General features: G+C 63.7%; 24 protein-coding genes. 15 read left to right on the plus strand and 9 right to left on the minus strand.

Annotation, left to right across the window (positions count from 1 at the left end; genetic code table 11):
• From A3AG_RS0122495 to A3AG_RS0122535, 10 genes are all read left to right on the plus strand, one after another.
• Positions 1 to 1,755, plus strand: coding sequence for a polysaccharide biosynthesis/export family protein (locus tag A3AG_RS0122495; protein WP_018007598.1), 1,755 nt, complete (start codon positions 1 to 3; stop codon positions 1,753 to 1,755).
• 2 nt (positions 1,756 to 1,757) lie between these two features.
• Positions 1,758 to 3,998: a capsular polysaccharide export protein, LipB/KpsS family gene (locus A3AG_RS33590; protein WP_081610768.1), complete on the plus strand. Its 2,241-nt coding sequence runs from the start codon at positions 1,758 to 1,760 to the stop codon at positions 3,996 to 3,998.
• A 13-nt stretch (positions 3,999 to 4,011) separates the two neighbouring features.
• Entirely contained in the window at positions 4,012 to 4,623 is a 612-nt protein-coding gene (locus A3AG_RS33595) for an acyltransferase (protein WP_240619933.1), read from the plus strand.
• 4 nt (positions 4,624 to 4,627) lie between these two features.
• A complete protein-coding gene (kdsA, locus tag A3AG_RS0122505; RefSeq protein ID WP_081610769.1) occupies positions 4,628 to 5,461 on the plus strand; it encodes a 3-deoxy-8-phosphooctulonate synthase in 834 nt (277 codons plus the stop codon).
• A 63-nt stretch (positions 5,462 to 5,524) separates the two neighbouring features.
• Entirely contained in the window at positions 5,525 to 6,487 is a 963-nt protein-coding gene (locus tag A3AG_RS0122510; RefSeq protein ID WP_018007601.1) for a KpsF/GutQ family sugar-phosphate isomerase, read from the plus strand.
• Positions 6,471 to 8,591, plus strand: a complete 2,121-nt coding sequence (locus tag A3AG_RS0122515; protein ID WP_018007602.1) for a capsular polysaccharide biosynthesis protein — start codon at positions 6,471 to 6,473, stop codon at positions 8,589 to 8,591. The genes A3AG_RS0122510 and A3AG_RS0122515 overlap by 17 nt, the downstream gene beginning before the upstream one ends.
• Complete coding sequence (locus tag A3AG_RS0122520) at positions 8,479 to 10,083, plus strand: capsule biosynthesis protein (protein WP_240619934.1); 1,605 nt, start codon at positions 8,479 to 8,481, stop codon at positions 10,081 to 10,083. Before A3AG_RS0122515 ends, A3AG_RS0122520 begins: the two co-directional genes overlap by 113 nt.
• A gap of 508 nt (positions 10,084 to 10,591) precedes the next feature.
• A complete protein-coding gene (locus A3AG_RS0122525) occupies positions 10,592 to 10,933 on the plus strand; it encodes a hypothetical protein (protein ID WP_018007604.1) in 342 nt (113 codons plus the stop codon).
• Entirely contained in the window at positions 10,930 to 12,111 is a 1,182-nt protein-coding gene (locus A3AG_RS0122530; protein ID WP_115678552.1) for a hypothetical protein, read from the plus strand. Before A3AG_RS0122525 ends, A3AG_RS0122530 begins: the two co-directional genes overlap by 4 nt.
• A 17-nt stretch (positions 12,112 to 12,128) precedes the next feature.
• The gene (locus tag A3AG_RS0122535) at positions 12,129 to 13,490 is read left to right on the plus strand and encodes a cytochrome P450 (RefSeq protein WP_026164404.1); all 1,362 of its coding nucleotides are present in this window, start codon (positions 12,129 to 12,131) and stop codon (positions 13,488 to 13,490) included.
• An 18-nt stretch (positions 13,491 to 13,508) separates the two neighbouring features.
• On the opposite strand, the gene A3AG_RS0122540 is transcribed toward A3AG_RS0122535, so the two are convergent.
• Positions 13,509 to 14,363 (minus strand): hypothetical protein, encoded by an 855-nt coding sequence (locus tag A3AG_RS0122540; RefSeq protein ID WP_018007607.1) that lies wholly within the window; start codon positions 14,361 to 14,363, stop codon positions 13,509 to 13,511.
• Positions 14,364 to 14,637: 274 nt separating this feature from the next.
• Between A3AG_RS0122540 and A3AG_RS0122545 the strand changes: the two genes are divergently transcribed.
• The 4 genes from A3AG_RS0122545 (at position 14,638) to alaC (ending at position 18,075) form a co-directional block, all read left to right on the plus strand.
• Positions 14,638 to 15,345: a PadR family transcriptional regulator gene (locus tag A3AG_RS0122545; RefSeq protein ID WP_018007608.1), complete on the plus strand. Its 708-nt coding sequence runs from the start codon at positions 14,638 to 14,640 to the stop codon at positions 15,343 to 15,345.
• A gap of 78 nt (positions 15,346 to 15,423) precedes the next feature.
• Positions 15,424 to 16,251 (plus strand): siderophore-interacting protein, encoded by an 828-nt coding sequence (locus A3AG_RS0122550; protein WP_026164405.1) that lies wholly within the window; start codon positions 15,424 to 15,426, stop codon positions 16,249 to 16,251.
• A gap of 79 nt (positions 16,252 to 16,330) precedes the next feature.
• On the plus strand, positions 16,331 to 16,723 hold the full coding sequence (locus tag A3AG_RS0122555) for a hypothetical protein (protein ID WP_018007610.1): 393 nt from the start codon (positions 16,331 to 16,333) through the stop codon (positions 16,721 to 16,723).
• A 122-nt stretch (positions 16,724 to 16,845) separates the two neighbouring features.
• On the plus strand, positions 16,846 to 18,075 hold the full coding sequence (alaC, locus tag A3AG_RS0122560) for an alanine transaminase (protein WP_018007611.1): 1,230 nt from the start codon (positions 16,846 to 16,848) through the stop codon (positions 18,073 to 18,075).
• A 13-nt stretch (positions 18,076 to 18,088) separates the two neighbouring features.
• Here alaC and A3AG_RS0122565 read toward each other — a convergent pair whose 3' ends face one another.
• From A3AG_RS0122565 to A3AG_RS0122590, 6 genes are all read right to left on the minus strand, one after another.
• On the minus strand, positions 18,089 to 18,754 hold the full coding sequence (locus tag A3AG_RS0122565; protein WP_018007612.1) for a Crp/Fnr family transcriptional regulator: 666 nt from the start codon (positions 18,752 to 18,754) through the stop codon (positions 18,089 to 18,091).
• Positions 18,755 to 18,768: 14 nt separating this feature from the next.
• Entirely contained in the window at positions 18,769 to 19,896 is a 1,128-nt protein-coding gene (locus tag A3AG_RS0122570; protein ID WP_018007613.1) for an enoyl-CoA hydratase/isomerase family protein, read from the minus strand.
• 9 nt (positions 19,897 to 19,905) lie between these two features.
• A complete protein-coding gene (locus A3AG_RS0122575) occupies positions 19,906 to 20,676 on the minus strand; it encodes an enoyl-CoA hydratase (RefSeq protein WP_018007614.1) in 771 nt (256 codons plus the stop codon).
• Entirely contained in the window at positions 20,673 to 21,578 is a 906-nt protein-coding gene (mmsB, locus tag A3AG_RS0122580) for a 3-hydroxyisobutyrate dehydrogenase (protein ID WP_018007615.1), read from the minus strand. Before mmsB ends, A3AG_RS0122575 begins: the two co-directional genes overlap by 4 nt.
• Positions 21,579 to 21,822: 244 nt before the next feature.
• On the minus strand, positions 21,823 to 23,346 hold the full coding sequence (locus tag A3AG_RS0122585) for a CoA-acylating methylmalonate-semialdehyde dehydrogenase (protein WP_018007616.1): 1,524 nt from the start codon (positions 23,344 to 23,346) through the stop codon (positions 21,823 to 21,825).
• A 40-nt stretch (positions 23,347 to 23,386) separates the two neighbouring features.
• Entirely contained in the window at positions 23,387 to 24,520 is a 1,134-nt protein-coding gene (locus tag A3AG_RS0122590) for an acyl-CoA dehydrogenase family protein (protein ID WP_018007617.1), read from the minus strand.
• Between the two features lie 151 nt (positions 24,521 to 24,671).
• Between A3AG_RS0122590 and A3AG_RS0122595 the strand changes: the two genes are divergently transcribed.
• Positions 24,672 to 25,685 (plus strand): AraC family transcriptional regulator, encoded by a 1,014-nt coding sequence (locus tag A3AG_RS0122595; RefSeq protein WP_018007618.1) that lies wholly within the window; start codon positions 24,672 to 24,674, stop codon positions 25,683 to 25,685.
• Between the two features lie 8 nt (positions 25,686 to 25,693).
• Here A3AG_RS0122595 and fghA read toward each other — a convergent pair whose 3' ends face one another.
• Together fghA and A3AG_RS0122605 are read right to left on the minus strand one after the other, a co-directional pair.
• Complete coding sequence (fghA, locus tag A3AG_RS0122600) at positions 25,694 to 26,536, minus strand: S-formylglutathione hydrolase (protein WP_018007619.1); 843 nt, start codon at positions 26,534 to 26,536, stop codon at positions 25,694 to 25,696.
• A 14-nt stretch (positions 26,537 to 26,550) separates the two neighbouring features.
• The coding region (locus A3AG_RS0122605; protein WP_018003780.1) for a zinc-binding dehydrogenase at positions 26,551 to 26,922 on the minus strand (372 nt) is incomplete at its 5' end.

Raw genomic sequence — 26,922 nt, forward strand, 5'->3', positions numbered from 1 at the left:
ATGCTTCGAACAATCCTTGCTATCGCGGTCGCCGCGGCCAGCCTGGCCGGCGCCCACGGCGCGCATGCCCAGGGCGGCATGCGCCTGCCGCAGTCGCCGGCCGTCGGCCCGATGGAATATGCCGCGCTGGCCGCCCAGGGCGCTACCACGCCCAGTGGCGCAGTTGTCGGCAATCCCGGCTCGATCGGCGGCGTTGCCACCATCCCGGCACGTGCCGACACCCCGCTGCCGGACAGCGCGCCGCAGAACAACGACTACACCGCCAACATGGCCAGCGACGCCTTTGGCGCGCAGCTGTTCACCGGCGCCTTCAGCCGCGACAGTGCTTCCGTGTTTAATCCCAGCCATGTCATCTCCGTCGGTGATCGCATCCAGCTGCGCATCTGGAACGGATACAACGTCGATACCGTGCTGACCGTTGACGCCGGCGGCAACATTGTTTTGCCGGAAATCGGGCCGTTCCGCGTGCAAGGCATCACCAACGGCAATCTGCAGACCGCCGTCGGCAATGCACTGCGGCGCGTCTTTGCCAGCAAGGTGTCGATCTACGCCAGCCTGCTGGCCGCGCAGCCGGTGCGCGTCTACGTTACCGGCGCGGTCCGCCGCCCCGGCATGTACGACGGCACCTCCAGCGACAGCGTGCTGCGCTATCTCGACCAGGCCGGCGGCATCGACCCTGACCGCGGCTCCTTCCTGGACGTTGCGATCAAGCGCGGCAACCAGACGCTGGAAGTCGTCAATCTCTATGACTTCCTGCTCAAGGGCGACCTGACTTCGCGGCAGTTGAACAACGGCGACGTCATTTTCGTCCAGTCGCGCAAGAAGACCGTCAAGGTCAGCGGCCTGGCTGAAAACGCCAAGCGCTTCGAATTCCTAGGCGAACAAGCCCGGCTTGACCAGATCGTGCGGCTGGCCAAACCGCTGCCCGAAGCCACCAACGTTCGCGTGGTACGCAATACCGGCACGGTGCGCAATGTCGAATATTTCCCGATCTCGCAGGGCAACCAGATCGACCTGCGCAACGGCGACGAAATCGAATTCACCGCCGACAAGCGGCCCGGCACCATCACCGTCCGCGTCGAAGGCGAACACACCGGCCCGCAGGAATACGTGCTGCCGTATGGCAGCCGCATGGGTCAGCTGCTCAGCCAGGTGCATTTCACACAGGAGTCCGATAGCGAAAGCATCCAGCTCTTCCGCCAAAGCGTGAAGGCGCGCCAGAAGACGCTGCTGGGCGCCACGCTTAAGAGCCTCGAATCGAGCGTGCTGACCGCACGTTCCGGTACGGCTGAAGAGGCCCAGCTGCGCAAGGAAGAAGCGGCACTGGTGCTGCAGTGGGTGGAACGCGCCAAGAAGATCGAGCCCTCGGGGCAGACGCTGATAGCGAAATCGACCGCCCGCAATGATCTGCTGCTGGAAAACGGCGACATCCTCCGTGTGCCGGTCAAGGACGGGCTGGTGCTTGTCAGCGGGGAAGTGCTGTTCCCCAATGCCGTTGCCTATGACAAGAGTCTGGATCTGGACGACTTTATTCAGCAGGCGGGCGGTTTTTCGCAGAACGCGGATACATCGCGAATCATCATTGCACATCGGGACGGGAGTTTCTCGGATGGCAAGAAGGATGATGCGGTGAAGGCGGGCGACGAGATTATGGTGTTGCCGAAAGTTGATTTCAAGACGCGGCAGTTTGCTAAGGATGTGTTTCAAATTCTTTATCAGATTGCGATTAGTGCGAAGGTCGTACTGGGGCTATAAAAGTGAATACTAAGGAAAAGAAACTCACCGTTGCGATACCTGTCCGCTGGGCGAGCGAGCGTTCAGATCTCCTTGATCGTCTGACATTCGTCAAGATGGACGGAGATCTTCCGGAAGACGTCGAAATTCTGGTGGTTGACGATGGGTCCCCCGAGGATCTTGCTCAGCGGCTGGAAGTAGAATGTAGAAAACATGGCTACAGCTACCACCGTTTAAAAACAGAGCATTTGCCCTTTTCGATTGGACGCGCGAGAAATGCGTCGGCTCAGTGTGGCTTATCCGACTACATCATGTTCCAAGATGCGGATCTCATGCCATACACCGGCTTCTATCGCGATGTATTGCGCGAGGCTGTTATTAATGGCCTTGATGAATCTGCCGACAATTTTCTCATGTTCGGCGTGATTTATCTGACTGAATCAGCGACGCGGGATTTTCGCGACATGGAACCGGAATTTCGTCGGCAGAAGTACATTCAGTTGCTGTTGGAAAACGAAAAAGAGGCAATCGAAAAGTTCTCCACGGGTACTTCAGTTACAGTCTGGCGACGAGACTACTTCCTCGCTACCGGTGGCAATGATCCGGACTTCAATGGTTGGGGCTATGAAGATCTGGAATACGCATGCCGGGCGATTAGGCGGAGAAAGAAGTTTCCACTGCCCAGCGAATTTGCGCTGGACTATCGAAATTTCCAGACTATTGTCGAATACAAGGGTTGGAAGAGCATTTACAGACTCTTCGGCGACATGACCTTCCAGAAAGGGATGGTCCTTTTTCATGCTTGGCATCCGGTCGAGCAGAAGAGCGACTACATGGCAGCCAAGGCTAGAAATCGCCAATTATTCGAGAAGAAGCTTGCAGATTTTCGGGACAAAGAAATCGAGCCGGATCCGCTGCCGATGTATGGGAGTGGGAAGTCCCTCGTTCTCAGGAACAATCCATGGGTAACCAATCGCTGGATTGCACCATTTCTCGGTGAGATTGTTCATATTGACGAGGACTATCTGCCTTCTGAGACATTCATGAATTTTCTCAAGGAGTCGAGATTTGACCGCGTCGTGTTTCATAATCCTTATGCAAATTCCAGGGTTAAAGCCCTTTATGACCTTGTTCGCGTAAACAACTTCCCCTTCTTGGTTGTAGAGAGGGGGGCTTTGCCCGACTCAGTATTTTTCGATCCTTGCGGGTTTAATGCGGATAGTTCGAGCTACTCACCTGAGAAATGGGATAGGGAGCTTTCGCATGAAAAACGAACTGCAACGCTACAGTATATACAGCGCGCTGTAAGCGACGATGAATCACTTGAAGCTCAATCGGCGAGACTTGGTGCAGCTTCCCTGCGCAAAAAATTGGGTATCGGTCGCGGCAAGAAGATTCTGGTAGCCTTCTTGCAACGTCCAACAGACACAGTTATTGAAAACTTCATGGGTTCGATGGGAACTTATGATGATTTTCTTCGTTTGCTCGCCAGGCTTCCTTTCGCGCTTCGGCAAGACTGGGTATTGCTTGTGAAGCAGCATCCGCTGGAGGTAGATGTCGTCAACATTCCCGGGGCAATTAGTGTCGATNAATGCAACACTAAAGATCTTTTGGAATTGTGTGATGCAATGATCGCAGTAAATTCCGGGGTTGGAGTGCTTGGACTTGCGTTCGGCAAACCGGTCCTCCATTGTGGTCATGCATTTTATAGTGCCCCTGGCCTCACGCGTGAGGTGTTGAACGAAGATGATGTCGTTAATGCCCTGAATTGTTTTAAGCCAGATTTCGAAAAATCGCTGCGATTCCTTAGCTACTTGATTAACGATTTCTACTCCTTTGGTAAATTTAAGACAAGAAGGGTGAAGTGGCATGATGGGTCGTTTATGACCGCTACAACGGCTATTGATTTTTATAAGATTCGCTTCCCGGGGCGGCCCGAAATGACCAGACACCTTCGGGAATCCGTTGAGGTTTCGTCTGACTCAGTCCTATTTGATCGATATCGGGCTTCTTCAGCTCAGGTCTTGGCAATTGAAAAGGCGTCGGCAGCGGTAAAGATAATCAAGGAGGCACAACCGAAATCTGCCTCAGCGCGTGCGGAGCCGGCGAAGCAGACAGTTGCTCTGCCGAAACATCCGCCTGCAAAGGCGATGCCATCGTGGCGAAGAAAGGCGAGGAAGCTGATGAATAATCCTATTATGTTCCTTCGTGATTCAAGGCATGCCGTATTCAGGGCGATTGGAAATAGTGTAGTCGTTAAATAGTTGGGGGTGGGGTGTGATTGAGGGGGTAAATTTAAAGGATTCTGGTGCCGATAATGTTGTTGATTTATCTGGTGCTGGGCGTTGTTTAAATAGCGAAATTGTAGTCGCCGGCAATAATAACAAGATTATCGTCGGCCAAGGTGTATCCCTCGTTAATGTTCGGATGCAATTGCTGAGTAATGGTAATATTGTGGAGATTGGGTCTGGTTGCCGAATAACCGCCTCCATAATAATGAAGTTGGTGGATAATAATTCCATTACTATTGGTGCGGGTACGACAATTGGCGGGTGTAATTTTATTTGCGGTGAGGGAACCGCTATAGCGATCGGTAACGATTGTATGTTGGCGTGGAATCTTGAGGTAAGGACAACTGATTCGCATGCGATCATTGATGTGGCAAGTGGTGAGCGAATTAATTGCGCTGCGGATATTGTGATCGAAGACCATGTTTGGGTTGGGGCACATGCGACAATTTTGAAAGGCGCTCATGTAGGTCGCGACAGCGTTGTATCAATAAGGTCGGTTGTAACCGATAAATTTCATGAGTCAGGTCTTGTTATTGGTGGGGCGCCCGCCAGAAAATTGAGGTCCGGTATCAATTGGCAACGGCCATTGCTGGGTTAAGAAATTGATTGCTAAATTTCACATTGGAAATACACTTCCGTTTGTGCTCTTCGGGGGTGTAAATGTGTTGGAGTCGCGTGATCTAGCGCTTCGTGCATGCGAAGAGTATGTGCGCGTTACAGAAAAGCTAAATGTGCCTTATGTCTTTAAAGCAAGCTTCGATAAAGCGAATCGCTCATCGATTCACTCTTATCGAGGCCCCGGCCTTGAAGAAGGGCTGAAGATTTTCGAAGCTGTAAAAACGGCCTTCGGTGTGCCGGTCATCACGGATATCCACGAGCCGTGGCAAGCCGCACCGGCAGCCGAGGTCGTCGACGTCCTCCAACTACCCGCATTCCTCGCCCGTCAAACCGACCTCGTTGTCGCTTTGGCGAAAACCGGCAAGCCCGTCAACATCAAGAAGCCTCAATTCCTGAGCCCGACGCAGGTCGTCAACATCGTCGAAAAGTTCAAAGAGGCGGGCAACGATCAGCTGATCCTTTGCGATCGCGGAACCTGCTTTGGCTACGACAACCTCGTCGTCGACATGCTCGGTTTCGGCGTGATGAAGCGTGTCACCAACGACATGCCGATCATTTTCGACGTCACGCATGCTTTGCAGCAGCGCGATCCTAATGGCGCTGCGTCGGGTGGCAGACGCCAGCAAGTCGTAGAACTTGCGCGCTCGGGCATGGCGGTCGGTCTGGCCGGCCTCTTCCTCGAAGCGCATCCGGACCCTGCCAATGCCATGTGCGATGGACCGAGTGCCTTGCCGCTGGACAAGCTCGAGCCATTTCTGACACAGGTAAAGGCAGTGGACGACCTGGTGAAGTCGTTCGCGCCGCTTCATATCGAATAAGAGGTCGGGGTCATCGGTGGGCAATGACCGGCACGTATAGCAATTAGGGAATGTGAGAGAACGATGACTGAAGTCATTGCATTGGCACGCAACGTCGTTGCCACCGAGATCCAGGCGCTTGACCGCATGTCGGGCCGGATCGATGCCGGATTTGAAAAGGCGGTCGAGATCATCCTGAATGCGCGTGGCCGCGTGGTGGTGGTCGGCATGGGCAAGTCCGGGCTGATCGGCAAGAAAATCGCCGCAACCATGGCGTCGACCGGTACACCGGCGTTTTCCGTGCATCCGGGCGAAGCCTTTCATGGCGATCTCGGCATGATCAAGCCGATTGATGTCGTGCTGATGATCTCGAACAGCGGAGAAACGGAAGAACTGATCCGCATCCTGCCGTTTCTCGAGCACCAACAGAATCCGGTCATCGCGATGACCGGAAAGGTACATTCGACGCTGGCGCGGCACGCGGATGTGGTGCTGGACATCTCGGTCGAACGCGAAGCCTGCAATAACAACCTGGCACCGACCAGTTCCACCACCGCCACGCTGGTAATGGGCGATGCGCTCGCTGTGGTCCTGTCTGTCAAGCGAGGTTTCCAGCCCGAGGATTTCGCGCGATTCCACCCGGGCGGAAGCCTGGGCCGGAAACTGCTGACCCGCGTGACGGATGTCATGCACAAGGAGAACCTGCCGGTTTGTCGCCCGGACGCATCGTTCCGCGATGTAGTGCATGTGATCAACCGCGGCCGCCTCGGCATGGCGCTGGTGATGGAAGGCGAGCAACTGCAGGGCGTTATCACGGATGGCGACGTGCGCCGCGCGTTCGACTCGGACCGCGACTACAAGGCGATCATGGCCAGGCACATCATGTCCACGGATCCGAAGACCGTATCGCCGGGTGAACGCTTCGCCGATGCGGAAGCGCGGATCCATGCCGCCAGGATCGGTGCACTGGTGGTGAAGGATGAATCGGATCGGGTTGTCGGCATCCTGCAAATCCACGATCTGGGAAGTGATGAGCCTGCCGTCTGAGGGCGCGATCGGCGTTCTTTCCCACGGCATTCGCCGAATTGAACACCTGTCCGCCTTCCTGGGCGAGCCGGTGGTCCCCGTGCATCCGTTGCGAGGTGCAGCGGTACCGCTCTCTGCCGTTGCCGCATGGGGGCGGCGGCCTACCGCCCGCAAGGCCCAGGCGTTCGCGAATTCCCGTGGCATCGAGCGCTTCCTGTGTCTCGAAGATGGCTTCCTGCGCTCGCTGTATCCCGGCTCGTCGTCCCCGACTTGCTCGCTTGTAGTCGATGATCGCGGCATCTATTACGACGCGTCACAGCCTTCCCGGCTGGAAGAGCTGGTTTCCGCGCCGTTGCTGCCATCCGAGCAGGCAAGGGCCCGGCAACTGATCGAACGCTGGCGCGGCGCGGGCATCTCCAAGTACAACTATGCGCCGGCGCCGGCATCGCTGCCGGCCCAGCCATACGTGCTGGTGGTTGACCAGACTGCGAACGATGCCTCGGTGCAGTATGGCCTGGCCGACGGAGGCAGTTTCCACCGCATGCTCGAGTCTGCGTTGCAGGCATATCCGGATTGCAGGATCCTGGTCAAGGAGCACCCTGAGGTCGCGCTCGGACGTAAGCGCGGTTATCTCGGGCAGATCCTCGACCATGGCGGCTATCCGCGCGTCGAGCGGCTTCAGGAGGACGTCCACGTAGTGCCGTTGATCTGTGGCGCGCGCGCCGTCTTCGTGGTTACCTCCCAGGTTGGCTTCGAGGCGCTCCTGCACGGCAAGACGGTTCATACATTCGGCATGCCGTTCTATGCTGGCTGGGGCCTGACGATTGATGCATTGCCGGCCCCGGGCAGGCGGCATCCCGTTTCCGTAGAGCAACTGGCATTTGGCACGCTGGTCCGATACACGCGCTATGTCCAGCCTCATACCGGAAGCCGTTGCGAGGTGGAAGACGCCATCGATTACCTTGCGCTGCAGCGCCAGATGGCTCAGCAGTTTCCGCGGCGTCTGCATGCAGTCGGTTTTTCGCGCTGGAAGCGGAAAATCCTGAAGGACTTCCTGCAAGGTCACCAGGTAGTCTTCCATCGCGATCTGCGGTCTGTACCGCAAGGCGCGACGCTGCTGCGCTGGGGCCAGAGTGTCGACGCAACGGTGCGACCCGATCTGGCAGTGATCACGGTGGAGGATGGCTTCTTGCGTTCCGTCGGCCTGGGCGCGCAACTGGTCCGTCCGCTGTCGTGGGTGTTTGATCGTTCCGGCATCTATTACGACGCGACCTCCGAGTCCGACCTGGAGCGACTGTTGGCGGATGCCGAATTCGACGTCGCTACCCTTTCGCGCGCAGCGCAACTGCGCAAATCCATCATCCATGCCGGGCTCACCAAGTACAACGTCGGGTCGGGAAACTGGACCCGGCCTGCCGGTGTTGGGTGCGTGATTCTGGTAGTCGGCCAGGTAGAGGCGGATGCGTCGCTGCGTTTCGGCGCACCTGGCATCCGCACCAACCGCGCGCTGCTTGAGGCGGTGCGCGCCGAGGCACCTGACGCGTATCTGGTCTATAAGCCCCATCCCGATGTTATGAGCGGTTTGCGCGGCAATCGCGATGAGGAGAAGGCGCTCGCCGCGCTGTGCGACGAACTGGTGACGGACTGCCCGATGGACCGGCTTATCGCCGCTGTCGATGGCATCCATGTCCTGACTTCACTTGCCGGGTTCGAGGCCCTGCTGCGTGGCAAACCGGTCACGACTCACGGCGCGCCGTTCTATGCCGGCTGGGGCCTCACGGATGACCGCTGCGAAATGCCGCGCCGGCAACGTCGTGTTTCACTCGACATGCTCGTTGCGGGTGCGCTGATCCTCTATCCGCGCTATGTCTTGCGCGATGGCAAGCATGGATTTGCGACGCCGGAAATTGTGGTGGATCACATCTTGTCGTGGCGCGATGAGGCGCCGGCCCGTGCCTCGGGACTCCGCCGCCATTTGATCCGGTCGCTGCTGCGGCCATGGATCCGCTGGCGTGACGGCGCCGCCGGACGAGACAGTCGCAGGCCCCGAGGAGCCGACACTGCCGGCCTGGCGCATCCACAGCATTGCACGGCGCATCGACGGGTACCTGCGCCAGAGCAATAAGCCGCTGCAGGACAAAGACAGAATCACAACGGAATACAAGAGCAGCAAGAGGGTCGCGGAAATGTTGTCGTTCAGGAAACCATCCGGAAGCATCGACCTCCCCAGTCTATTGCCGGGGAGCGGAAGCGCCACGCCGCAGGACGTCACCGTGCCTGTCGCGACGGAGCCGGCATGCCTGGACCAGATCGCCAGGCATCACCGCATCCTGCTGCTGCAAGGACCGAACGGCCCGTTCTTCGCACGCCTGCGCGACCTGCTCACGGCCAAGGGCTGCCAAGTCACCAAAGTCAACTTTAACGGCGGCGACGATGCCTTCTATCGCCGCGGTGACATTGTCAGGTTCGTGCAGCCGATGGTGCTGTGGGAATCAGTCCTCCGTAGCCTGATTGCGGAGCGCCGTATCGACGCCATCGTGGTATTCGGCACCAGTCGCCGCCACCACCGCATTGCCGCGCGGATGGCCGAGGCTCTGGGCATTGCTTTCTGGGCGTTCGAAGAGGGCTATGTTCGCCCGGATTACATCACGCTGGAGTGCGGCGGCGTGAATGCGGATTCCCCGCTTGCCCCTCTTGCGATCCCGGAGATTCCGAAGGTCACGGTGCCGCCGAAGCCACGCAAGTTCCGCCATTCGTTCCGCAAGATGGCGCTGTACTCGTTCTGGTACTTTGCCGGCGGCATGGCCGGTGCGCACCGCTATCCGCATTACCAGCATCACAAGCCGTTCGGCGCGCACGAACTGGGGCAATGGATACGGGCGGCATACCGCAAGCAGGTATATCGCTGGCAGGAGCGGTCGCTGCGCGAGCAGTTGCTGGCGAACGAGCATCCACACTTTTTCCTGGCTCCGCTTCAGGTGTACAACGACAGCCAGATTCGGGTGCATAGCCCCTGGCGCCGGATCGAGGATTTCATCGAGTGGACCGCGCATTCATTTGCCGAGCATGCGCCGGCCGACAGCGTGCTGGTGTTCAAGCACCATCCGATGGATCGCGGTCATACCGACTACGCAGCCTTTATTGAGGCATGCGCCGCACGCTTCGGTGCCAGCGGCCGCATCCTCTATATTCACGATGCCCACCTGCCATCGCTGCTGCACCGATGCATGGGGTTGGTGACGGTGAACTCCACCACCGGTTTGCAGGCCTTGTTTCACCGTGTCCCCGTCATTGCGCTCGGCCGCTGCTTCTACGCCAAGCCCGGCCTGACTTACCAGGGGTCTCTGGATTCCTTCTGGAATGATCCCGGCGCCGTCGACATGCGGGTCTATTCGCGCTTTCGCAACTACCTGGTGCGGGTGTCGCAGATCAACTCGTCGTTCTATGCCGACGACATGCTGGTGCCCGTTCCGGAGCAGCGTCGCAAGGATCTGCAAAGGCGGAAACTGGCGCGACTGCTGTTTGTCGCCGGGCTCGTCACGGCGGATGCCTATAGCGGCCGGGTCTGGGATATCAACGCAACCGTCAACGTGCTGGCGGCGCTGCTGATCGGATAACCCATACGACCAGCCGCGCGGCTGAAGTTCGGCATGACGAGGTCACCGGCTTGTTTCCATCATGTGTGTTCGTCCCACCAGTCTTGCGCAGCGGATACCATCACAAGGGCGGCAAGGCCAACTATCGCAAGTAGAACAAGGCTGAGGGTCAGCATGCGATTCCTTTGTCGAGCGTTCAGCTCCGTGTTCTATTCAACGGCTGGTGCAGGACAGTCACAAATTGGAGGAAACCCGGATGCCGGCGCGAATTTGCGCATTGAGTAAGCCCCCGGTTTTTTCGCCGCCGAATAGCTGATCGCGGCCAGCGAATTGGATATTGTTTCAAAACTACAACAGTCAAGTCCATGGCATTCCCGACCCGGCTTGCCGGTCCGATATCCGGCTGTTCCGTACCTGATCTGTCGCTATACTGTTGGCCGCCTTGGCGCCGTTAGCGGCACCGGATAGCAGGTCCAACCGCATTACCCCCGCTGCGCCCCCAGCCCCCCATTCTTCGCCCCCGCTCGCCATGAGAGAACGCATCGCCGGCTTCCTGCTGATGATCTTTATCGTCCCGTTGGCCGTCCTCGGATACCTCCTGATCGTCTATATCGGTTTCTTCGGCAAGACCGAGCGCGGCCGGGCAGGGGTGCGGGCGCTCGATCATTTTGTCAATGCGACGCTCTTCAATGGCTACGCGTGGGAGTCGGTGTCTTCGCACGCCTGGCGCGAACAGCATCGCTGGTGGGCGCGGTCCATCATCTGGTTTACCGACAAGTTCCAGCAGGACCACTGCCGGCGCGCCAACAAGCGTGAGCAGCCGATCGTCGATCTGGTACTGAAGAAGAAGCTGCACAACCGGACGCAATGATGAGTGCAGCCGTTCAGGAAACACCGGCGCAGGCCGCTTCTGGCCTCGTAAGGCGCCGCAAGGTCTATTACGTCAGCGGCTTCGATCCGCGCGGCGCGGCGTTCTATCACCGCCTGTATCGCGAAGAGTCGGCGAAGCAGGCCGTCCATCATGGCGGTTCGGTCGCCGTGGGAGGCCGCTCGCGGCTAAGTGAGCATGTCAGCGCCTGGAACGTCGACAGTGAATGGGATGGCCATTCGGTTTCCACGGAGTACCAGTTCCTGCATTGGGACGACCTGGTCCGCCGGCACTGGGAGTCGAGCCTGCCGCGGCTGGTGTGGTCGACGCTCGCCAGCTATTTGCGCTATATCGGTTGCGGCGCGTTCGGCCGCCTCAGCAAGACGTTCCGCGGGCCTTTCTTCAGTGCGTTGTATCCGCTGGTTTATCTGGGGTTGTTGCTGATGCTGTCGCTCGGGCTCGGGATTGGCGCTTCGGCGGCGCTGTCAGCGGTGGGAGTGCATGGATGGCTGGCTGCGGCGGGCGGGATGGCCGCTGGTGCCGTGCTGTTCGGCGGCGGGGTTGCGCTGGCGAACCGCCTGGCGGTGTTCTGGCTACTGCGGATCTACCGTTTCGTGCAGGCGTGGGGCGAGCGCGAGCCCGAGGATGTCCGGCAGCGCATCGATGCGTTTGCGGACTGGATCCGCAGTGACCTGGAGGCATCGCCCTGCGATGAGGCGCTGGTGGTGGGCCATAGCGTCGGCTCGATCGTCGGCCTGTCGCTGGCGGCGCGCCTCGTGGATGCGCTGACACCGGCGCAGCGCCGCAGCCTGACGCTGGTGACGCTGGGGCAATGCATTCCGCTGTTGAGCCTGATGCCGTCGGCCACTGCGTTCCGCCGCGACCTCCAGCGCTTATCGGCGGAGCGGGAGATGCAATGGCTGGACATGAACGCCCGTGCCGATTCGCTGTGTTTCTCGCAGGCCAATCCGCTCGATATCTCGGGCATTGCGGGCGCGGCCGCGGGCCGGCCCACCGCGCAGGTGGTGCGCCCGTTCCGCATGTTCGGCAAGCAGGAATACGCGCGCCTGAAGCGCAGCAAGCAGCGCCTGCACTTCCAGTACCTGATGGCAAGCGCCTTGCCTAACGAGTATGACTATTTCCGGATGACGGCCGGTCCGCGACGCATCCAGCCTTTCTGATTCCCGCCGTTCCCCCCATGAATTTCCAGCCCCCGTACCCCAGGCCGCATGTGCGCAAGAGTTCGTTCCTGTTGCGCTTCCTGCGTGGCTGGAATTCCTGGATCGATGTGCTGTTCGAGCGCAGCTATTCGATGAAGATGGGCAAGATCTCGCAGCCCGGCATGGACATCTTCATGGTGAACGATGCCGACTGGGTGCGCCGGATCCTGGGGGATGCGCATGCGTATCCCAAGCACAAGCTGATGCACCGGATGCTCGAGCCGCTGCTGGGCACCAGCATCTTCACCACCAACGGCGACCTGTGGGAACGGCAGCGCCGCCTGGTTGAGCCGGCGTTCGCGCAGGCGCGGCTCAGGCTGGTGTTCGCGCTGATGGCCGATTCGGTGGCGGGCATGACCCGGCGCCTGGATGAGGTGGCGGACGGGCGTTCGTACGAGGTCGACGGCGAGATGACCTACGTGACGGCGGACATCATCTTCCGCACCATCCTGTCGGAAACCCTGGAGGAGTCCGCGGCGCAGGAGATCTACGACGCCTTCCTGGAATTCCAGCATCACGCGCAACGGGCGATGATCCTGATGATCTATCGGTTGCCGCCGGTGTATTCGGCTTGGGCCAGCAAGCGTGCGGCAAAGAAGATCCGGGTGATCCTGTCGGGGATCATCGCCCGGCGGATGGCGGAGCGCGACAGCGGGCAGGGCGATGCAAGGCAGGACATCCTCGCCGCCATGATGGATGCTGTCGAACCGGTCAGCGGCGATCGGTTTACCTATGAAGAGTTGGTGGACCAGGTCTGCATGCTGTTCCTGGCCGGGCACGAGACATCGGCCAGCGCGCTGACGTGGGCGCTTTATTTGATTTCGCAATGCCCGCACCTTCAGGACCAGATGCTGGCGGAGATCCAGGCCGCGGTGGGGGAACGGGATTTCGAGCTGAGCGATATCAAGAGCCTGCCGACCGTGGGCAACGTCTTCCGCGAAACACTGCGCTTGTACCCGCCGGTGGGGTTCTTCGTGCGCGAGGCCGCGCAGACGCAGTGCATCCGCGACAAGTCGGTCAAGGAAGGCTCGCCAATTCTAATTTCGCCGTGGCTGCTGCATCGGCACCGCACGTTGTGGGAGCGGCCGGACGAGTTCGATCCGGATCGTTTCGACACGCCGGCCGGCAAGGAGTCGTCAAAGTGCGCGTATATCCCGTTCAGCAAGGGGCCTCGCGTATGCATCGGCGCTGCCTATGCGACGCAGGAAGCCGTGCTGATTCTTGCCAGCATCGTTCGCCGGTATCGCGTCGAAGCTGATCCGGGGCATGTGCCGAAGGTGGTGGGGCGCGTAACGATCCGTTCGGGCAACGGGGTGCGCGTCCGCCTGCAGCGCCGCTGACCGGCGTTTTCGCGGCACCTAGAACCCGCTGATCCGCAAACCGATCGAGAACAACCCATAGGTCCGGTCAAGCCGGGTCGCTGTGATCGGGTTGTACAGCATCGGCACATAACCCATCAGGCTGTTATGCGCCCCTTGTCCGCGCACGAAGACGTCGACGTGCCGGTTGACCGCGTAAGACGCCTGCAGCAGCACAGTCTGGTTGAGCGGGGTCCTGGCCGAGCCATAGGCCATGTAGCGACTGTCCGGTTCGCGGAAGAAGTACTGGACGTGGTAGCCCGCGGTCAGGCTCCACGCGCCCAGGCCCCACCGCCATGACCCGCCCGCGCCAACGAATGCGCTGCCGTCGTTGAAACGGCTGCCGGCGTCGATACCGGCGTCGGCGGCATTGAGGTGGAAACCGCCGCCGATAAAGCCGGTCAGCACCTGGCCGGGCCAGGGACGGCCGGTGTAGACCAGATCAGCCTGTAATTGCGTGTCGTTCGGATGAGCGATGCGGTAGTCGGTGAGCTTGTTGCCAGGCATCGCGCCGGACTTCAGGCCGCCGGTGTAGTTGGCCCAGGCCGACAGGCGCAGCGTCAGTTTGCGGCCGGCATCCGGCATTGCGATCAGGCCAAAGCTGGTTGACGCCAGCAGGCTGTTGATTCCGGCGGCGTCATCGCCCTGATTGACTTGGCGGCGCCAGTAGCCGGCTTCCAGCGACCAGTCTGGCGACAGCTTGTAGCCAAGCCGGAGCTGGCTGCCCTGGTAATGGCTGACCAGGTCGTACGCCGGTTCGGCGTAATAACCCCGCGCCGCCGCCCCCACCGGTTCCGCGCTCAGCAGCGCATCCTCCATGGCGCCGAACGCCACTCCCGCTGGCGCCAGCATCATGGCGCCGATGCAGGCCCTCAGCCTGCGCTGAATCCTGGCGTCCATCTTTGTCCCCCGGTTGGCCTGTTTTTGTTCACTGTCGTGCCGGCCGCTGCACCGTCTGTCGCGATGCTTGGCGTTAAATGAATGTTGGAAAGCGGCGGGACGATAGACAACCCGGGTTGGTACGCCAGCGCACGCATGGCAGTGCTGGCGCGGCAAAAGCGCTGAGCCTTGACTTTAGCTCGTACGATATATATCGTAAGATATGTCTAGCGACATAGAGGAGAGCCTCATGCATCCCCATCACCCGCATCACCAAGGCTTTGGCTCCTACCCGGATTTTCTCGGGAGGGCGCGCCATCTCATGATGCGCCTTGCTCCGCACTTGGCTTATCACGCCATGGGCCGTGGCCCCGGCAGCTTCTGGGGCGGTCGCGACGATGACGCCTTCGGTCCCGGGGGCCCCGGCGGCTTCGACGAGGAAGGCTGGCGCCGCGGCCGCAAGTTCAGCGCCGACGACCTGCAGTTGCTGCTGCTGTCGTTGCTGGAAGAAAAGCCCAGCCACGGTTATGAACTGATCAAGGCGCTGGAGACGCGCACCAACGGCTTCTACAAGCCCAGTCCCGGCGTGGTCTATCCCGCGCTGACGTACCTGGAAGAAGTCGGCTATGCCACCGTCGACACCGAAGGCAACAAGAAGCGCTACCAGTTGTCGGAGACCGGCAAGGCGTACCTGGCGGCCAACCGAGAGCGGGTCGACGTGATGGTGGCGCGGCTGCGCCACGTGGCGCGCAAGATGGAGTGGATGCGCCGGGCGATGCGTGGCGAGCAGCAGCCTGAGCCGGAGCAGGGCGGCTGGCTACCCGAGCTGATGCAGGCGCGCGCCGCGCTGAAGCGGGCGCTGGTGATGCGCAGTGAAGCGAGTGCCGGCGAGCAGCGCCGCATTGCCGCGATCCTGGCGCGCGCGGCGGAAGAGATCGAAGCGGGTCCGCGGGCCTGAACCATGGCGCTGACCCTGGCATCGGCCTTCGGCAATCGTGCCCGGCAGGCGCAGGGTGCGCAGACAAGGAATTCCGATATGACGACAAACGCTACTGAACCCGCACGCAACCTGACCGTCGAGCGCGTGCGCCATCCGCTGAAGATGCGCCTGCTGCAGGTGGTGCGCACCACGCAAGTCTCGCCGCAACTGCTGCGCGTGACGCTGGGCGGCGCCGACCTGCAGGACTTTGTCTCGGCGTCGTTCGACGACCACGTCAAGGTGTTTTTCCCGGCTGCCGGCGATGACAAGCCGGTGCTGCCGCAGGTCACTGCGGACGGCATCGCGTTCCCCGAGGGCCAGCCGCGCCCGGCGGCACGCGACTATACGCCGCGCCGCTACGACGCCGCGAAGCAGGAACTGGACCTCGAATTCGTTCTGCATGGCGATGGCCCCGCGTCGACGTGGGCGGCGCAGGCGCGGCCGGGCCAGTACCTGGGCGTGGGCGGGCCGCGCGGTTCGTTCGTGGTGCCCGCTGGGTTCGACTGGCACCTGCTGGTCGGCGACGACACGGCGCTGCCTGCGATCGCGCGCCGGCTGGAAGAGCTGGGTGCCGGCACCCATGCCATCGTCGTGCTGGAAGTGGGCGATGCCGCCGCGCAGATCCCGCTGCCGAGCGCGGCGAAGGTCGACCTGCACTGGCTGCATCGCGGCGATGCGCCGGAAGGCAGCCTGCTGGAAGGCGCACTGCGCAAGCTGTCGCTGCCGCGTGGCGAGGGCTATGTGTGGGCCGCCGGCGAGGGCGCGGCGATGAAGGCGGTGCGCCAGTACCTGGTCACGGAACGCGGCATCGACAAGAAGCGCATCCGCGCGTCGGCCTACTGGAAGCGTGGGTCGTCGGCGGTGCACGAGACGCTGGACGACTGAGCAACGCGGGCGGCACGATGTACGCGGGCGATGTGTTGCCATAAGATGGCACGCATCGCTACTGTCCAAGGGGACTGCCGTGCTGACTGCATCCAAACCGTTGCGCGCCGCTGGCGCCGCGGCGGCATCCATAGCGTTGCTCGCCGCCTGTGCGCCGGACGCCGTGCGCAACCGCCAGGCCACCGACTTCAATGCCTATCTCGATTCGCTGAAGACCACGTGCCCGAACATGATCGTCGGGACGAACAATATCAGCGAGTGGCTGCGCACCAGCGGCAGCCGCAGCGACGACGACTACGTCTACTGGCTGGACCAGACCTCGCGCCTGTACTACCAGCGCATCTCTGCGCAGCAGTACCGCGATTCGGTCAGTGCTGCGCTGGGCGGGCGATCCGATTCTCCCGCGCTGGACTGCATCGTGCGCCATCTGCCCGCTAACCGGCCGACCGGTCTGCCGGGTGGCAGGCTCTAGGGCTATGCACACGCCCGTTGTGCAACGGGCGCATCCCCGCTAACATGAGTCCCCAGGCAGCCGAAACAGCGGCTGCCGACGTCGCTCGGACGGTTCCGGGCGCTTACGTAAAGGACTCCCTCATGACTGCCGCTTCCTCCGGCAAGCGCCGCTTTGCGCGCATCGATCGCCTTCCCCCGTACGTTTTCAATATCACCGCCGAGCTGAAGATGGCCGCCCGCCGCCGTGGCGAGGACATCATCGACATGAGCATGGGCAACCCCGATGGCGCCACGCCGGCGCATATCGTGGCCAAGCTGACCGAGGCGGCGCAGCGGCCGGATACGCATGGCTATTCGGCATCCAAGGGCATTCCGCGGCTGCGCCGCGCGATCTCGCACTGGTACCGCCAGCGCTATGGCGTCGAGATCGATGCGGATACCGAGGCCATCGTCACCATCGGCTCCAAGGAAGGCCTCGCGCACCTGATGCTGGCCACGCTGGATCGCGGCGACACCGTGCTGGTGCCGGATCCCAGTTATCCGATCCACATCTACGGCGCGGTCATCGCCGGGGCCGATATCCGCTCGGTGCCGCTGGTGCCGGGCATCGACTTCTTTGCCGAGCTGGAGCGCGCCATCCGCGGCAGCTATCCCAAGCCTAAGATGATCGTGCTCGGATTTCCGTCCAACCCGACGGCGCAATGCGTGGAACTGGACTTCTTCGAGCGCGTGATCGCGCTGGCGCGCAAGCACGACATCTTCGTGGTGCACGACCTGGCCTACGCCGACATCGTCTTCGACGGCTGGAAGGCGCCGTCGATCATGCAGGTGCCGGGCGCCAAGGACATCGCGGTGGAATTCTTCACGCTGTCCAAGAGCTACAACATGGCGGGCTGGCGCGTGGGCTTCATGGTCGGCAATCCAGACCTGGTGGCAGCGCTGACGCGCATCAAGAGCTATCACGACTACGGGACCTTCACGCCGTTGCAGATCGCCGCCATCGCCGCGCTGGAAGGCGACCAGCAATGCGTCAGCGAGATTGCCGCGCAATACCAGTCGCGCCGCGACGTGCTGGCGCGCGGGCTGATCGAGGCGGGCTGGCCGGTGGAAATCCCCAAGGCCTCGATGTATATCTGGGCGCGGATTCCCGAGCCCTACCGCGCGCTGGGCTCGCTGGAGTTCTCGAAGCAGCTGCTGGCCAAGGCCAAGGTATCGGTGTCGCCGGGCATCGGCTTTGGCGACTATGGCGACGAGTACGTGCGCTTTGCGCTGATCGAAAACGAATCGCGCATCCGGCAGGCGGTGCGCGGGATCAAGGCGATGTTCCGGGCGGACGGGCTGGTGAAGCCGTCGTCAGCGGCACAGCCGTGAACGCGCGCCGCGCTTAGTAACGGCGCAGTGCCTCCAGGTCGAGCACGTGCACGGCACCGTGCTCGACCGCCAGCAGGCCTTCGCCTTCCAGCACCTTGAGCGCCGCATTGGCGCGCTGGCGCGAGATCCCCGCCAGCAGGCCCACTTCCTCCTGCGTCAGGTGCAGTGCCGGACCCAGGCCGGGGCATAGCACCGGATTGAACAGCGTCGCCAGCGCCCGCGCCACGCGGCCTTCGATGCCATGCAGGCGCTCATGCTCGACGGTGGCGATGAACAGGCCGAGCCGCTCGTTGAGCTGGTCTAGCAGGTAGCGGTTGAAGGGCAGGCTGGTTTCCTGCAGCCAGCGGAAGGTGGCGCCGGGCATGCAGGCGATGCGGGAATCGCGCAGCGCCACCACGTCATAGCGCAGCGCCTCGCGCTTGAGCAGGGAACCTTCGCCGAGCCAGCCGCCGGCCGGCACGCCGGTGAGCGTGGCGCGCTTGCCGGACGGCGAGGCGCAATGCACCTTGACCAGGCCGTCGGCGACGCCCAGCCAGCTGTCGGCCAGGTCGCCCTTGCGAATGACATAGGCGCCTTGCGGCACCGCGCGCTCGCGCAGTTCGTCGCGCACGCGGTCGCGCTGCGCGGGCGTCAGTGCCTCGGCCCAGGGACTGCGCGCCAGCAGCGCGTCGAGGCTCACGGCGGCGCATCCGCTCAGTGGTGCAGGGCCAGTGGCTGCTCTCCCGGCGCCCACCACGGCCGGAACAGCGCCTGGACCCGGGCATCGTCCACCGCGTCATAGCTGCTGACGCGCCAGCGCGGGGCATTGTCCTTGTCGACGATCAGCGCGCGCACGCCTTCGACGAAATCGCCTTGCGCGAAGGTGTTGACCACCACCGCCAGTTCCATGCGGAAGCAGTCGGCCAGGTCCATCCTGCGCCCGCGCAGCAACAGTTCGCGCGTGGCGCATGCGGACAGCGGCGAACGGGTGCGCAGGACGTCGATGGTGCGGGTGGCCCATGCGGTGTAGGCGGGGTCGTCCTGGCAAGCCAGGCGGGCCAGGATCTCCGGCAGCGTGGCGTGCCCCGCGAAATGCTGCAGCAGGGCCGGCAGCACATGCAGCAGCGGTGCTTCGGCGGCGTTCGCAATGGGCTCGCGCACCAGCGCGTGGCGCAGGTCCGCCAGCGTGTCATGGCCCCATTCGATGCCGGCAAGGGTTTGCTCCAGCCCGGCCAGCGTGGCGCTGTCCACCGCCGCATCGGCCAGTCCGCACAGCAAGGCGTCGGCCGCACCGATGCTCACGCCGGTCAGGCCCAGGTAGAGCGCCAGCGGCACCGGCAGCTTCGACAGGAAGTGGCTGGCTCCCACGTCCGGCACCAGGCCGATGCCGGTTTCGGGCATGGCCACGCGCGAGCGTTCGGTGACCAGGCGCAGGTGCGCGGCCTGTGCCAGGCCCATGCCGCCGCCCATGACGATGCCGTCCATCAGCGCCACCAGCGGCTTGGGATAGCGGTGCAGGCGGTAATCCAGCGTGTATTCGTCGATAAAGAAGCGCCGGTGCAGCGGCGTGCCGTCGCGATAGCTGTCGGTCAGCGCGCGGATATCGCCGCCGGCGCAGAAGGCCTTCGGGCCCGCACCGCGCAGCACCACTGCGCGGATAGCGTCGTCGTTCGCCCAGGTTTCCACCTGCGCGCCCAGCGCGACGACCATCGGATACGACAGGGCATTGAGCTGGCGCGGCCGGTTCAGCGTGGCAATGCCGACGCCGTTGACCACCTGGAACAGCACCTCGGGCTCGGCCACATCCAGGTTGGCGGCCTTGGTCTCTTCGGTCAGGCGCATGGCGCGCTCCTAGGCATTGCGCCATTGCGGCGCGCGTTTCTCGAGGAAGGCATTGACGCCTTCGCGCTGGTCGGCATCGTCGAACAGGTCGACAAAGCGCTCGCGCTCCAGCGCCAGCGCGGCCTGGCGCGGCACGCCCTGGCGCGCCAGGTGCACCAGCCGCTTGCTGTGCGCGGCGGCACGCGGGCTGACCTGGCCGGCGCGTTCGGCCATCGCCAGCGCCGTGGCAAGGGCCTGGCCGCGCGGCACGACTTCCTCCACCAGCCCGATGCGCAGCGCGGTGGCCGCGTCGACGCGCTCGTTGGTCAGGATCATGCGCTTGGCCCAGCCTTCACCCACCAGCCACGGCAGTGTCTGCGTGCCGCAGCCGCAGGGCAGCAGCCCCACGGCGGCTTCGGGCAGTGCCATCTGCGCCTGCTCCTCGGCGATGCGGATATCGCAGGCCAGCGCGCATTCCAGCCCGCCGCCCATGGCATAGCCGTTGATCGCGGCGATCACCACCGGACGCGCATTCTGCAGCGCTTCGAAGGCGCTGCCGAACTGCTGCGCCATCACGCGCGCGTGGGCGCGGTCGCCTTCGGCAAAGCCGTTCAGGTCGGCGCCGGCGCTGAAGAATTTCTCGCCGGCTCCGGTGACGACCACGGCGCGGACTTCGGGGTTGGCGTCGATCTTTGCCACCAGCTCGCGCAACTGTTGCAGGCCTTCGGCGGTGAACGCGTTGGCGGGCGGGCGGCTCAGCGTCAGCGTGGCGACATGACCGTGCAGGGCAAACTCGATCATTGCTGGCTCTCCTTGTCCGCGGCGGACAGGTACTGGCGGATCACGCCGGAGAAGTCGAGATGGCCGTCGCCGGCATGGCTCACCGCCTGGTAGACCTGCTGCGCCAGCGCACCCAGGAACAGCGGCTGCTTCACGCTGCGCGCGGCGTCCGTGGCCAGGCCCAGGTCCTTCAGCATCAGGTCGGCGCCGAAGCCGCCGCTGTAGCCGCGGCCGGCCGGCGCGGTCTCGATCACGCCGGGCCAGGGATTGCAGGTATCGGATGCCCAGCAGCGGCCGGTGGAGGTATTGACGATGCCCGCCAGCACGTTGGCATCGATGCCCAGCTTCACCCCCAGCGCCATCGCCTCGGAGACGCCGATCATGGAGATGCCCAGGATCAGGTTGTTGCAGATCTTGGCGACCTGGCCGGTGCCGGTGCCGCCGCAATGGACCAGGTTGCGGCCCATGCCGGCCAGCACGGGGCGCACCTGCGCGAACAGTGCCTCGCTGGCGCCGACCATGAAGGTCAGCGTGCCGGCCTGCGCGCCGACGGTGCCGCCGGAGACCGGCGCATCGGCCAGCGCATTGCCGTGGGCCTCGGCGGCGGCGGCCAGTTCACGCACGGTGGCCGGGTCGATGGTGCTGGAGTCGACCAGCGGCACGCCGGGGCGAACCCCTGCCAGCACGCCGTCTTCGCCAAGGTAGGCGCTGCGCACGTGCGCGGCAGCCGGCAGCATGGTGATGACGAAATCCGCCTCGGCCACTGCCTTGCGCGCCGAGTCGGCGCTGCCCGCGCCCTCGGCGCACAGCGAGGCCACCGCGGCGGCGTTCAGGTCGAATACGGTCAGCGTGTGACCGGCCTTGAGCAGGTTGCGCGCCATGGGCGCGCCCATATTGCCCAGGCCGATGAAGGCGATATGCATGGGGTGTCTCCTTCGTATCAGGTGTCAATATCCCGCTTGTTTGCTCCCCTCTCCCGCTTGCGGGAGAGGGGCGGGGGTGAGGGGGGAGCGTCAATTGGCTACGGCGTCGCTTCAATGACATGTGGCATTCGCATTCCGGGGGGGGCGATGCGATTGCGGTACTGCCGGCGCCGGCCCTCACCCCAACCCTCTCCCGCGAGCGGGAGAGGGAGCACACCAGCGGTTCGCGTCCGCGTCGTGTCGGTTACTTCAGGCTGATCGTCGTATTCACCCCATCATTGACCGTGGCGTCATCAAACCAGCGCGCCGTCACCGTCTTGGTCTGCGTGTAGAACTGCACCACCTGCTTGCCGTACGGCCCCAGGTCGCCCAGCTTGGAGCCGCGCGAGCCGGTGAAGCTGAAGTAGGGCACGGGTACCGGGATGGGGATGTTGATGCCAACCTGGCCGACGTCGATCTCGCTCTGGAACTTGCGCGCCGCGGCGCCGCTCTGCGTGAACACGCCGGTGCCGTTGCCGAACGGGTTGCGGTTGACCAGCGCGATGGCGTCGTCCAGCGTATCCACGCCGATCACCACCAGCACCGGCCCGAAGATCTCTTCGGTGTAGATCGACATGTCGGTCTTCACGTCGGTGAAGATGGTCGGGCCGATGAAGTTGCCCTGCGGATATCCCGGGACTTCCACGCCGCGCCCGTCCAGTACCAGCGTGGCGCCTTCGCGCTCGCCGGCCCCGATCAGGCCGAGAATGCGCTCCTTTGCCGCCACGGAAACCACCGGGCCGACATCGGTGCCCGGCTCGGCGCCGGCGCCGACCTTGAGCGTCCTGGCGCGTGCCACCAGGTCGGGCACCCAGTCACGCGCCGCGCCCACCAGCACCACCACCGAAGTCGCCATGCAGCGCTGGCCGGCCGCGCCGAAGCCGGCGCCCGCCAGCGCATTCAGGGTCTGCTCCTTGTGCGCGTCGGGCAGCACCACCGCGTGGTTCTTGGCGCCCATCATCGACTGCACGCGCTTGCCGTGCGCACCGGCGAGGTTGTAGACATGGGTGCCGACGGCGGTCGAGCCGACGAACGACACCGCCTTGATGTCCGGGTGCGTGCACAGCGCATCGACCACGTCCTTGGCGCCGTGGACGACGTTGAGCACGCCCGGCGGCACGCCGGCTTCCAGCGCCAGCTTGACCAGCTCCATGGTCGACAGCGGATCCTGCTCCGACGGCTTGAGCACGAAGGTATTGCCGCACGCCAGCGCCACCGGGAACATCCACATCGGCACCATCACCGGGAAGTTGAACGGCGTGATGCCGGCGCAGACGCCGATCGGCTGCTGCAGGGTGTAGGTATCGACCGTGGCGGCGACGTTCTCGGCAAAGCCGCCTTGCTGCAGCGTGCCGATGGAGCAGGCGTGCTCGACGACCTCCAGCCCGCGGAAGATATCGCCTTCGGCATCGGCCAGGGTCTTGCCCTGCTCGGCGGTCAGGATCGCGGCGATACGCTTGCTGTGCTCGCGGATCAGCGCCTGGAAGCGCAGCATGACGCGCAGCCGCGCGCCGATCGGGGTGTGGCGCCAGGTGGCAAAGGCGCGGTGCGCGGCGCCCACGGCCGCCGCGACTTCGCTGGCGGTGGCGAGCGGCACGCGCGCCAGCACTTCCTGCGTCGCCGGGTTGACCACATTGCGGTATTCGGTGGCGGACGAGTCCACCCATTCGCCGTTGATCAGCAACGGTACGGTCGGCACGGCGGTGGCGGTGTTGGGCACGGCAGTCATGGTTGTCTCCGGAAGATGTCGTTATGCAGGGGAAGCGGGGTCAGAGGCTGCGCGCGATCAGCATGCGCTGGATCTCGCTGGTGCCTTCGTAGATCTGGGTAATGCGGGCGTCGCGGTAATGGCGCTCGACCGGGTAGTCTTCGAGGTAGCCATAGCCGCCGTGGATCTGCAGCGCCTTGGAGCACACGCGCTCGGCCAGCTCCGACGCATACAGCTTGGCCTGAGAGGCTTCGGACAGGCACGGCACGCCGTCGCTGCGCATGCGCGCGGCGCGATGCACCAGCAGCCGCGCGGCATTCAGTTCGGTGGCCATGTCGGCCAGCATGTTGGCGATGGGCGGATGCTCGCGCAGGGCGCGCCCGAACTGGATGCGTTCGGACGCATAGCGGCACGCGGCCTCGAATGCCGAGCGGGCGATGCCGATCGCCTGCGCGGCGATGCCGATGCGTCCGCCCTCCAGGTTGGACAGCGCGATGCGCAGGCCCTCGCCGGGCTCGCCCAGCAGCGCGTCGTGCGGGACCACGCAGTCCTCCAGCGTGATGGCGCAGGTGTCCGAGGCGCGGATGCCCAGTTTCTTCTCGGGGGCATGGACGATGAAGCCGGGCGTGTCGGTGGGCACCAGGAACGCGGAGATTCCCTTCTTGCCGCGTTCCGGCTCGGTGGCGGCAAACACCACCGCCACCCCGGCGCGCTTGCCGTTGGTGACGAACTGCTTGCTGCCGTTGAGCACCCAGCCGTTGTCGGTAAAGCGGGCGCGCGTGCGCAGGTTGTGCGCCTCGGAGCCCGCCTGCGGTTCGGTCAGGCAGAATGCGCCGATCAGCTCGCCGCTGGCCAGCCGTGCCAGGTAGCGCTCTTTCTGCGCATCGGTGCCGTAGTGCAGGATCGGCCCGCACCCGACCGAGTTGTGCACGCTCATCATGGTGGCGCAGGCGGCGCAGCCGGCGGCGATTTCTTCGATGGCGAGCGCGTAGGCGACATAGTCCGTATACGTGCCGCCCCATTCTTCGGGCACGATCATGCCCAGCAGTCCCAACGCGCCCATTTCGGCGACCACCTCGTCGGGAAGGCGGCCGTCGCGGTCCCATTGCGCGGCGCCGCCGGCGAGACGCTCGGTGGCAAAGGCGCGCGCGCTGTCGCGGATCATGGTTTGCTCTTCGGTGTAGTCGCTGTGCATGGCAGGTTGGAGTGGCGTTTGGAGCTGCGCTGCAACTCAGGCAGAATGCGCGCTCGGCGTTTGACCTGTGGGCAGTGTAGGAACGCCCGGGGTCGGCTCCTATGCCAAAATCCGCCAATCTTCGTGAACTCGTTTGCCACCCGCCAGCGCCATGGAAAAAGGCAGTGTCGCCATCTGTTTCGTCCACCACGCCATTGCGGGACTGCGCGCGCGCGGCATCGACCCGGAGCCGGTGCTGCGCGGCGCCGGCATTGCACCCGCGCTGCTGGCGGTGCCGCAGGCGCGGGTCTCGACCGCCAGCTACAGCGAACTGTGGCTCGCCGTAGCCGCGGCGCTGGACGACGAGTTCTTCGGCCAGGATTCGCGCAGCATGAAGTGCGGCAGCTTTGCCATGCTGTGCCATGCGGTGGCGGGCAGCCGCACGCTGGTGCAGGCGCTGGAGCGCATCACGCGGTATTTCCGGCTGCTGCTCGACGATATCGGCGTGCGGCTGGAGCGGCATGGCGACGAGGCCGCGCTGGTGCTGACCACGCCCAGCGCGCACCTGGGTCGGCAGCCCGGCGTGTTCGCGCAGGAAACCATGCTGATCATGCTGCATGGCCTGATGAGCTGGCTGCTGCGGCGGCGCGTGCCGGTGCGGCTGGCGGCGTTCGCCTATGCCGAGCCGCCGTACAGCGCGGAGTATCGCGTCATGTATTCGCGCCAGCTCGCCTTCGCGCAGCCGGCGACGGCGCTGGTGTTCGACGCGGCGCTGCTGGAGCAGCCGGTGCGCCAGGACGAGCGCAGCCTGAAGGCCTTCCTGCGCGACGCGCCGCACAACGTGGTGGTCAAGTATTCGGACCGCAGCAGCATGGGTGCGCGCGTGCGCCGGCTGCTGCGCAACCAGCGGCCGGACCAGTGGCCGACCTTCGAAGATCTGGCCGTCAGCCTGAACCTCTCGGCCTCATCGTTGCGGCGCCGGCTGATGGAGGAGGGCGTCAGCTACCAGGACCTGAAGGATGCGCTGCGGCGCGACCTGGCGATCGAGGCGCTCAGCCATTCCGGGCGTGCGGTGGCGGATATCGCGGCCGAGCTGGGCTTTGCCGAGCCCGGCGCGTTCCACCGGGCGTTCCGGCGCTGGACCGGATCGCGCCCGGGGGCCTACCGCCGCGTTGCGGAAGGCTGAGCCCGCGGCTACAGCTGCGCCGCGTGGTGCCGGATGTGGTCGGCGATAAAGCTGGTGATGAAGTAGTAGCCGTGGTCGTAGCCACTGTGCCGGCGTAGCGTCAGCGGCTGGCCCACGGCCTGGCACGCTGCGGCGAAGGCGTCCGGATGCAGCTGGCTTTGCAGGAACTGGTCGTCCAGGCCCTGGTCGACCAGGATGCCGGCCGGGAACGGCGCCGCTTGCTGCCGTGCCATCAGCTCGCTGGCGTCATGCTGCGCCCAGGCGGCGCGGTCGCTGCCGAGGTAGCCGGTGAAGGCCTTCTCGCCCCAAGGGCAGCGCGACGGCGCGGCGATCGGCGCGAACGCCGATACCGAACGGAAGCGCTGCGGATGGCGCTGTGCCAGCACCAGCGCACCATGCCCGCCCATCGAATGCCCGAAGATGCCGGCGCGCGCGGCATCGCCCGGCAATGCGCTGGTCACCAGTTCGAACAGTTCTTCGGCGACGTAGCTTTCCATGCGCCAGTGCTTCTGCCACGGTGCCTCGGTGGCATCGAGATAAAACCCCGCGCCGACGCCGAAGTCCCACGCATCGGCCTCGCCCGGCAGGCCGGCGCCGCGCGGACTGGTGTCGGGGGCCACCAGCATCACGCCATGCTCGGCGGCAAAACGCTGCGCGCCGGCCTTGATCATGAAGGTTTCTTCGGTGCAGGTCAGGCCGGCGAGGTAGAACAGCACCGGCACCCGTGCGCCAGCCTGCGCCTGGGGCGGCAGGTAGACCGAGAAACGCATCGGCAGCCCGATCGCGACCGAGTCATGGCGATAGAAGCGCTGCGCACCGCCGTAGCAGCCGTGTTGCGAGATCAGTTCCATATCGTCGCCGCTCCTCAGTACAGCACCACCGAGCGGATCGACTCGCCGCGCTTCATCAGGTCGAAGCCGTCGTTGATGCGCTCGAGCGGCAGCGTATGCGTGATCAGGTCGTCGATATTGAGCTTGCCTTCCATGTACCAGTCGACGATCTTCGGCACGTCGGTGCGGCCGCGCGCGCCGCCGAAGGCGGAGCCCTTCCACTCGCGCCCGGTCACCAGCTGGAACGGACGCGTCGAGATCTCCGCGCCGGCCTCGGCCACGCCGATGATGATCGACTTGCCCCAGCCCTTGTGGCAGCACTCCAGCGCCTGGCGCATGACCTGCGTATTGCCGATGCATTCGAACGAGTAGTCCGCGCCGCCGTCGGTCAGCTGGATGATATGGTC

The sequence above is a fragment of the Cupriavidus neocaledonicus genome, assembly GCF_000372525.1.
Taxonomy (GTDB): Bacteria; Pseudomonadota; Gammaproteobacteria; order Burkholderiales; family Burkholderiaceae; genus Cupriavidus; species Cupriavidus neocaledonicus.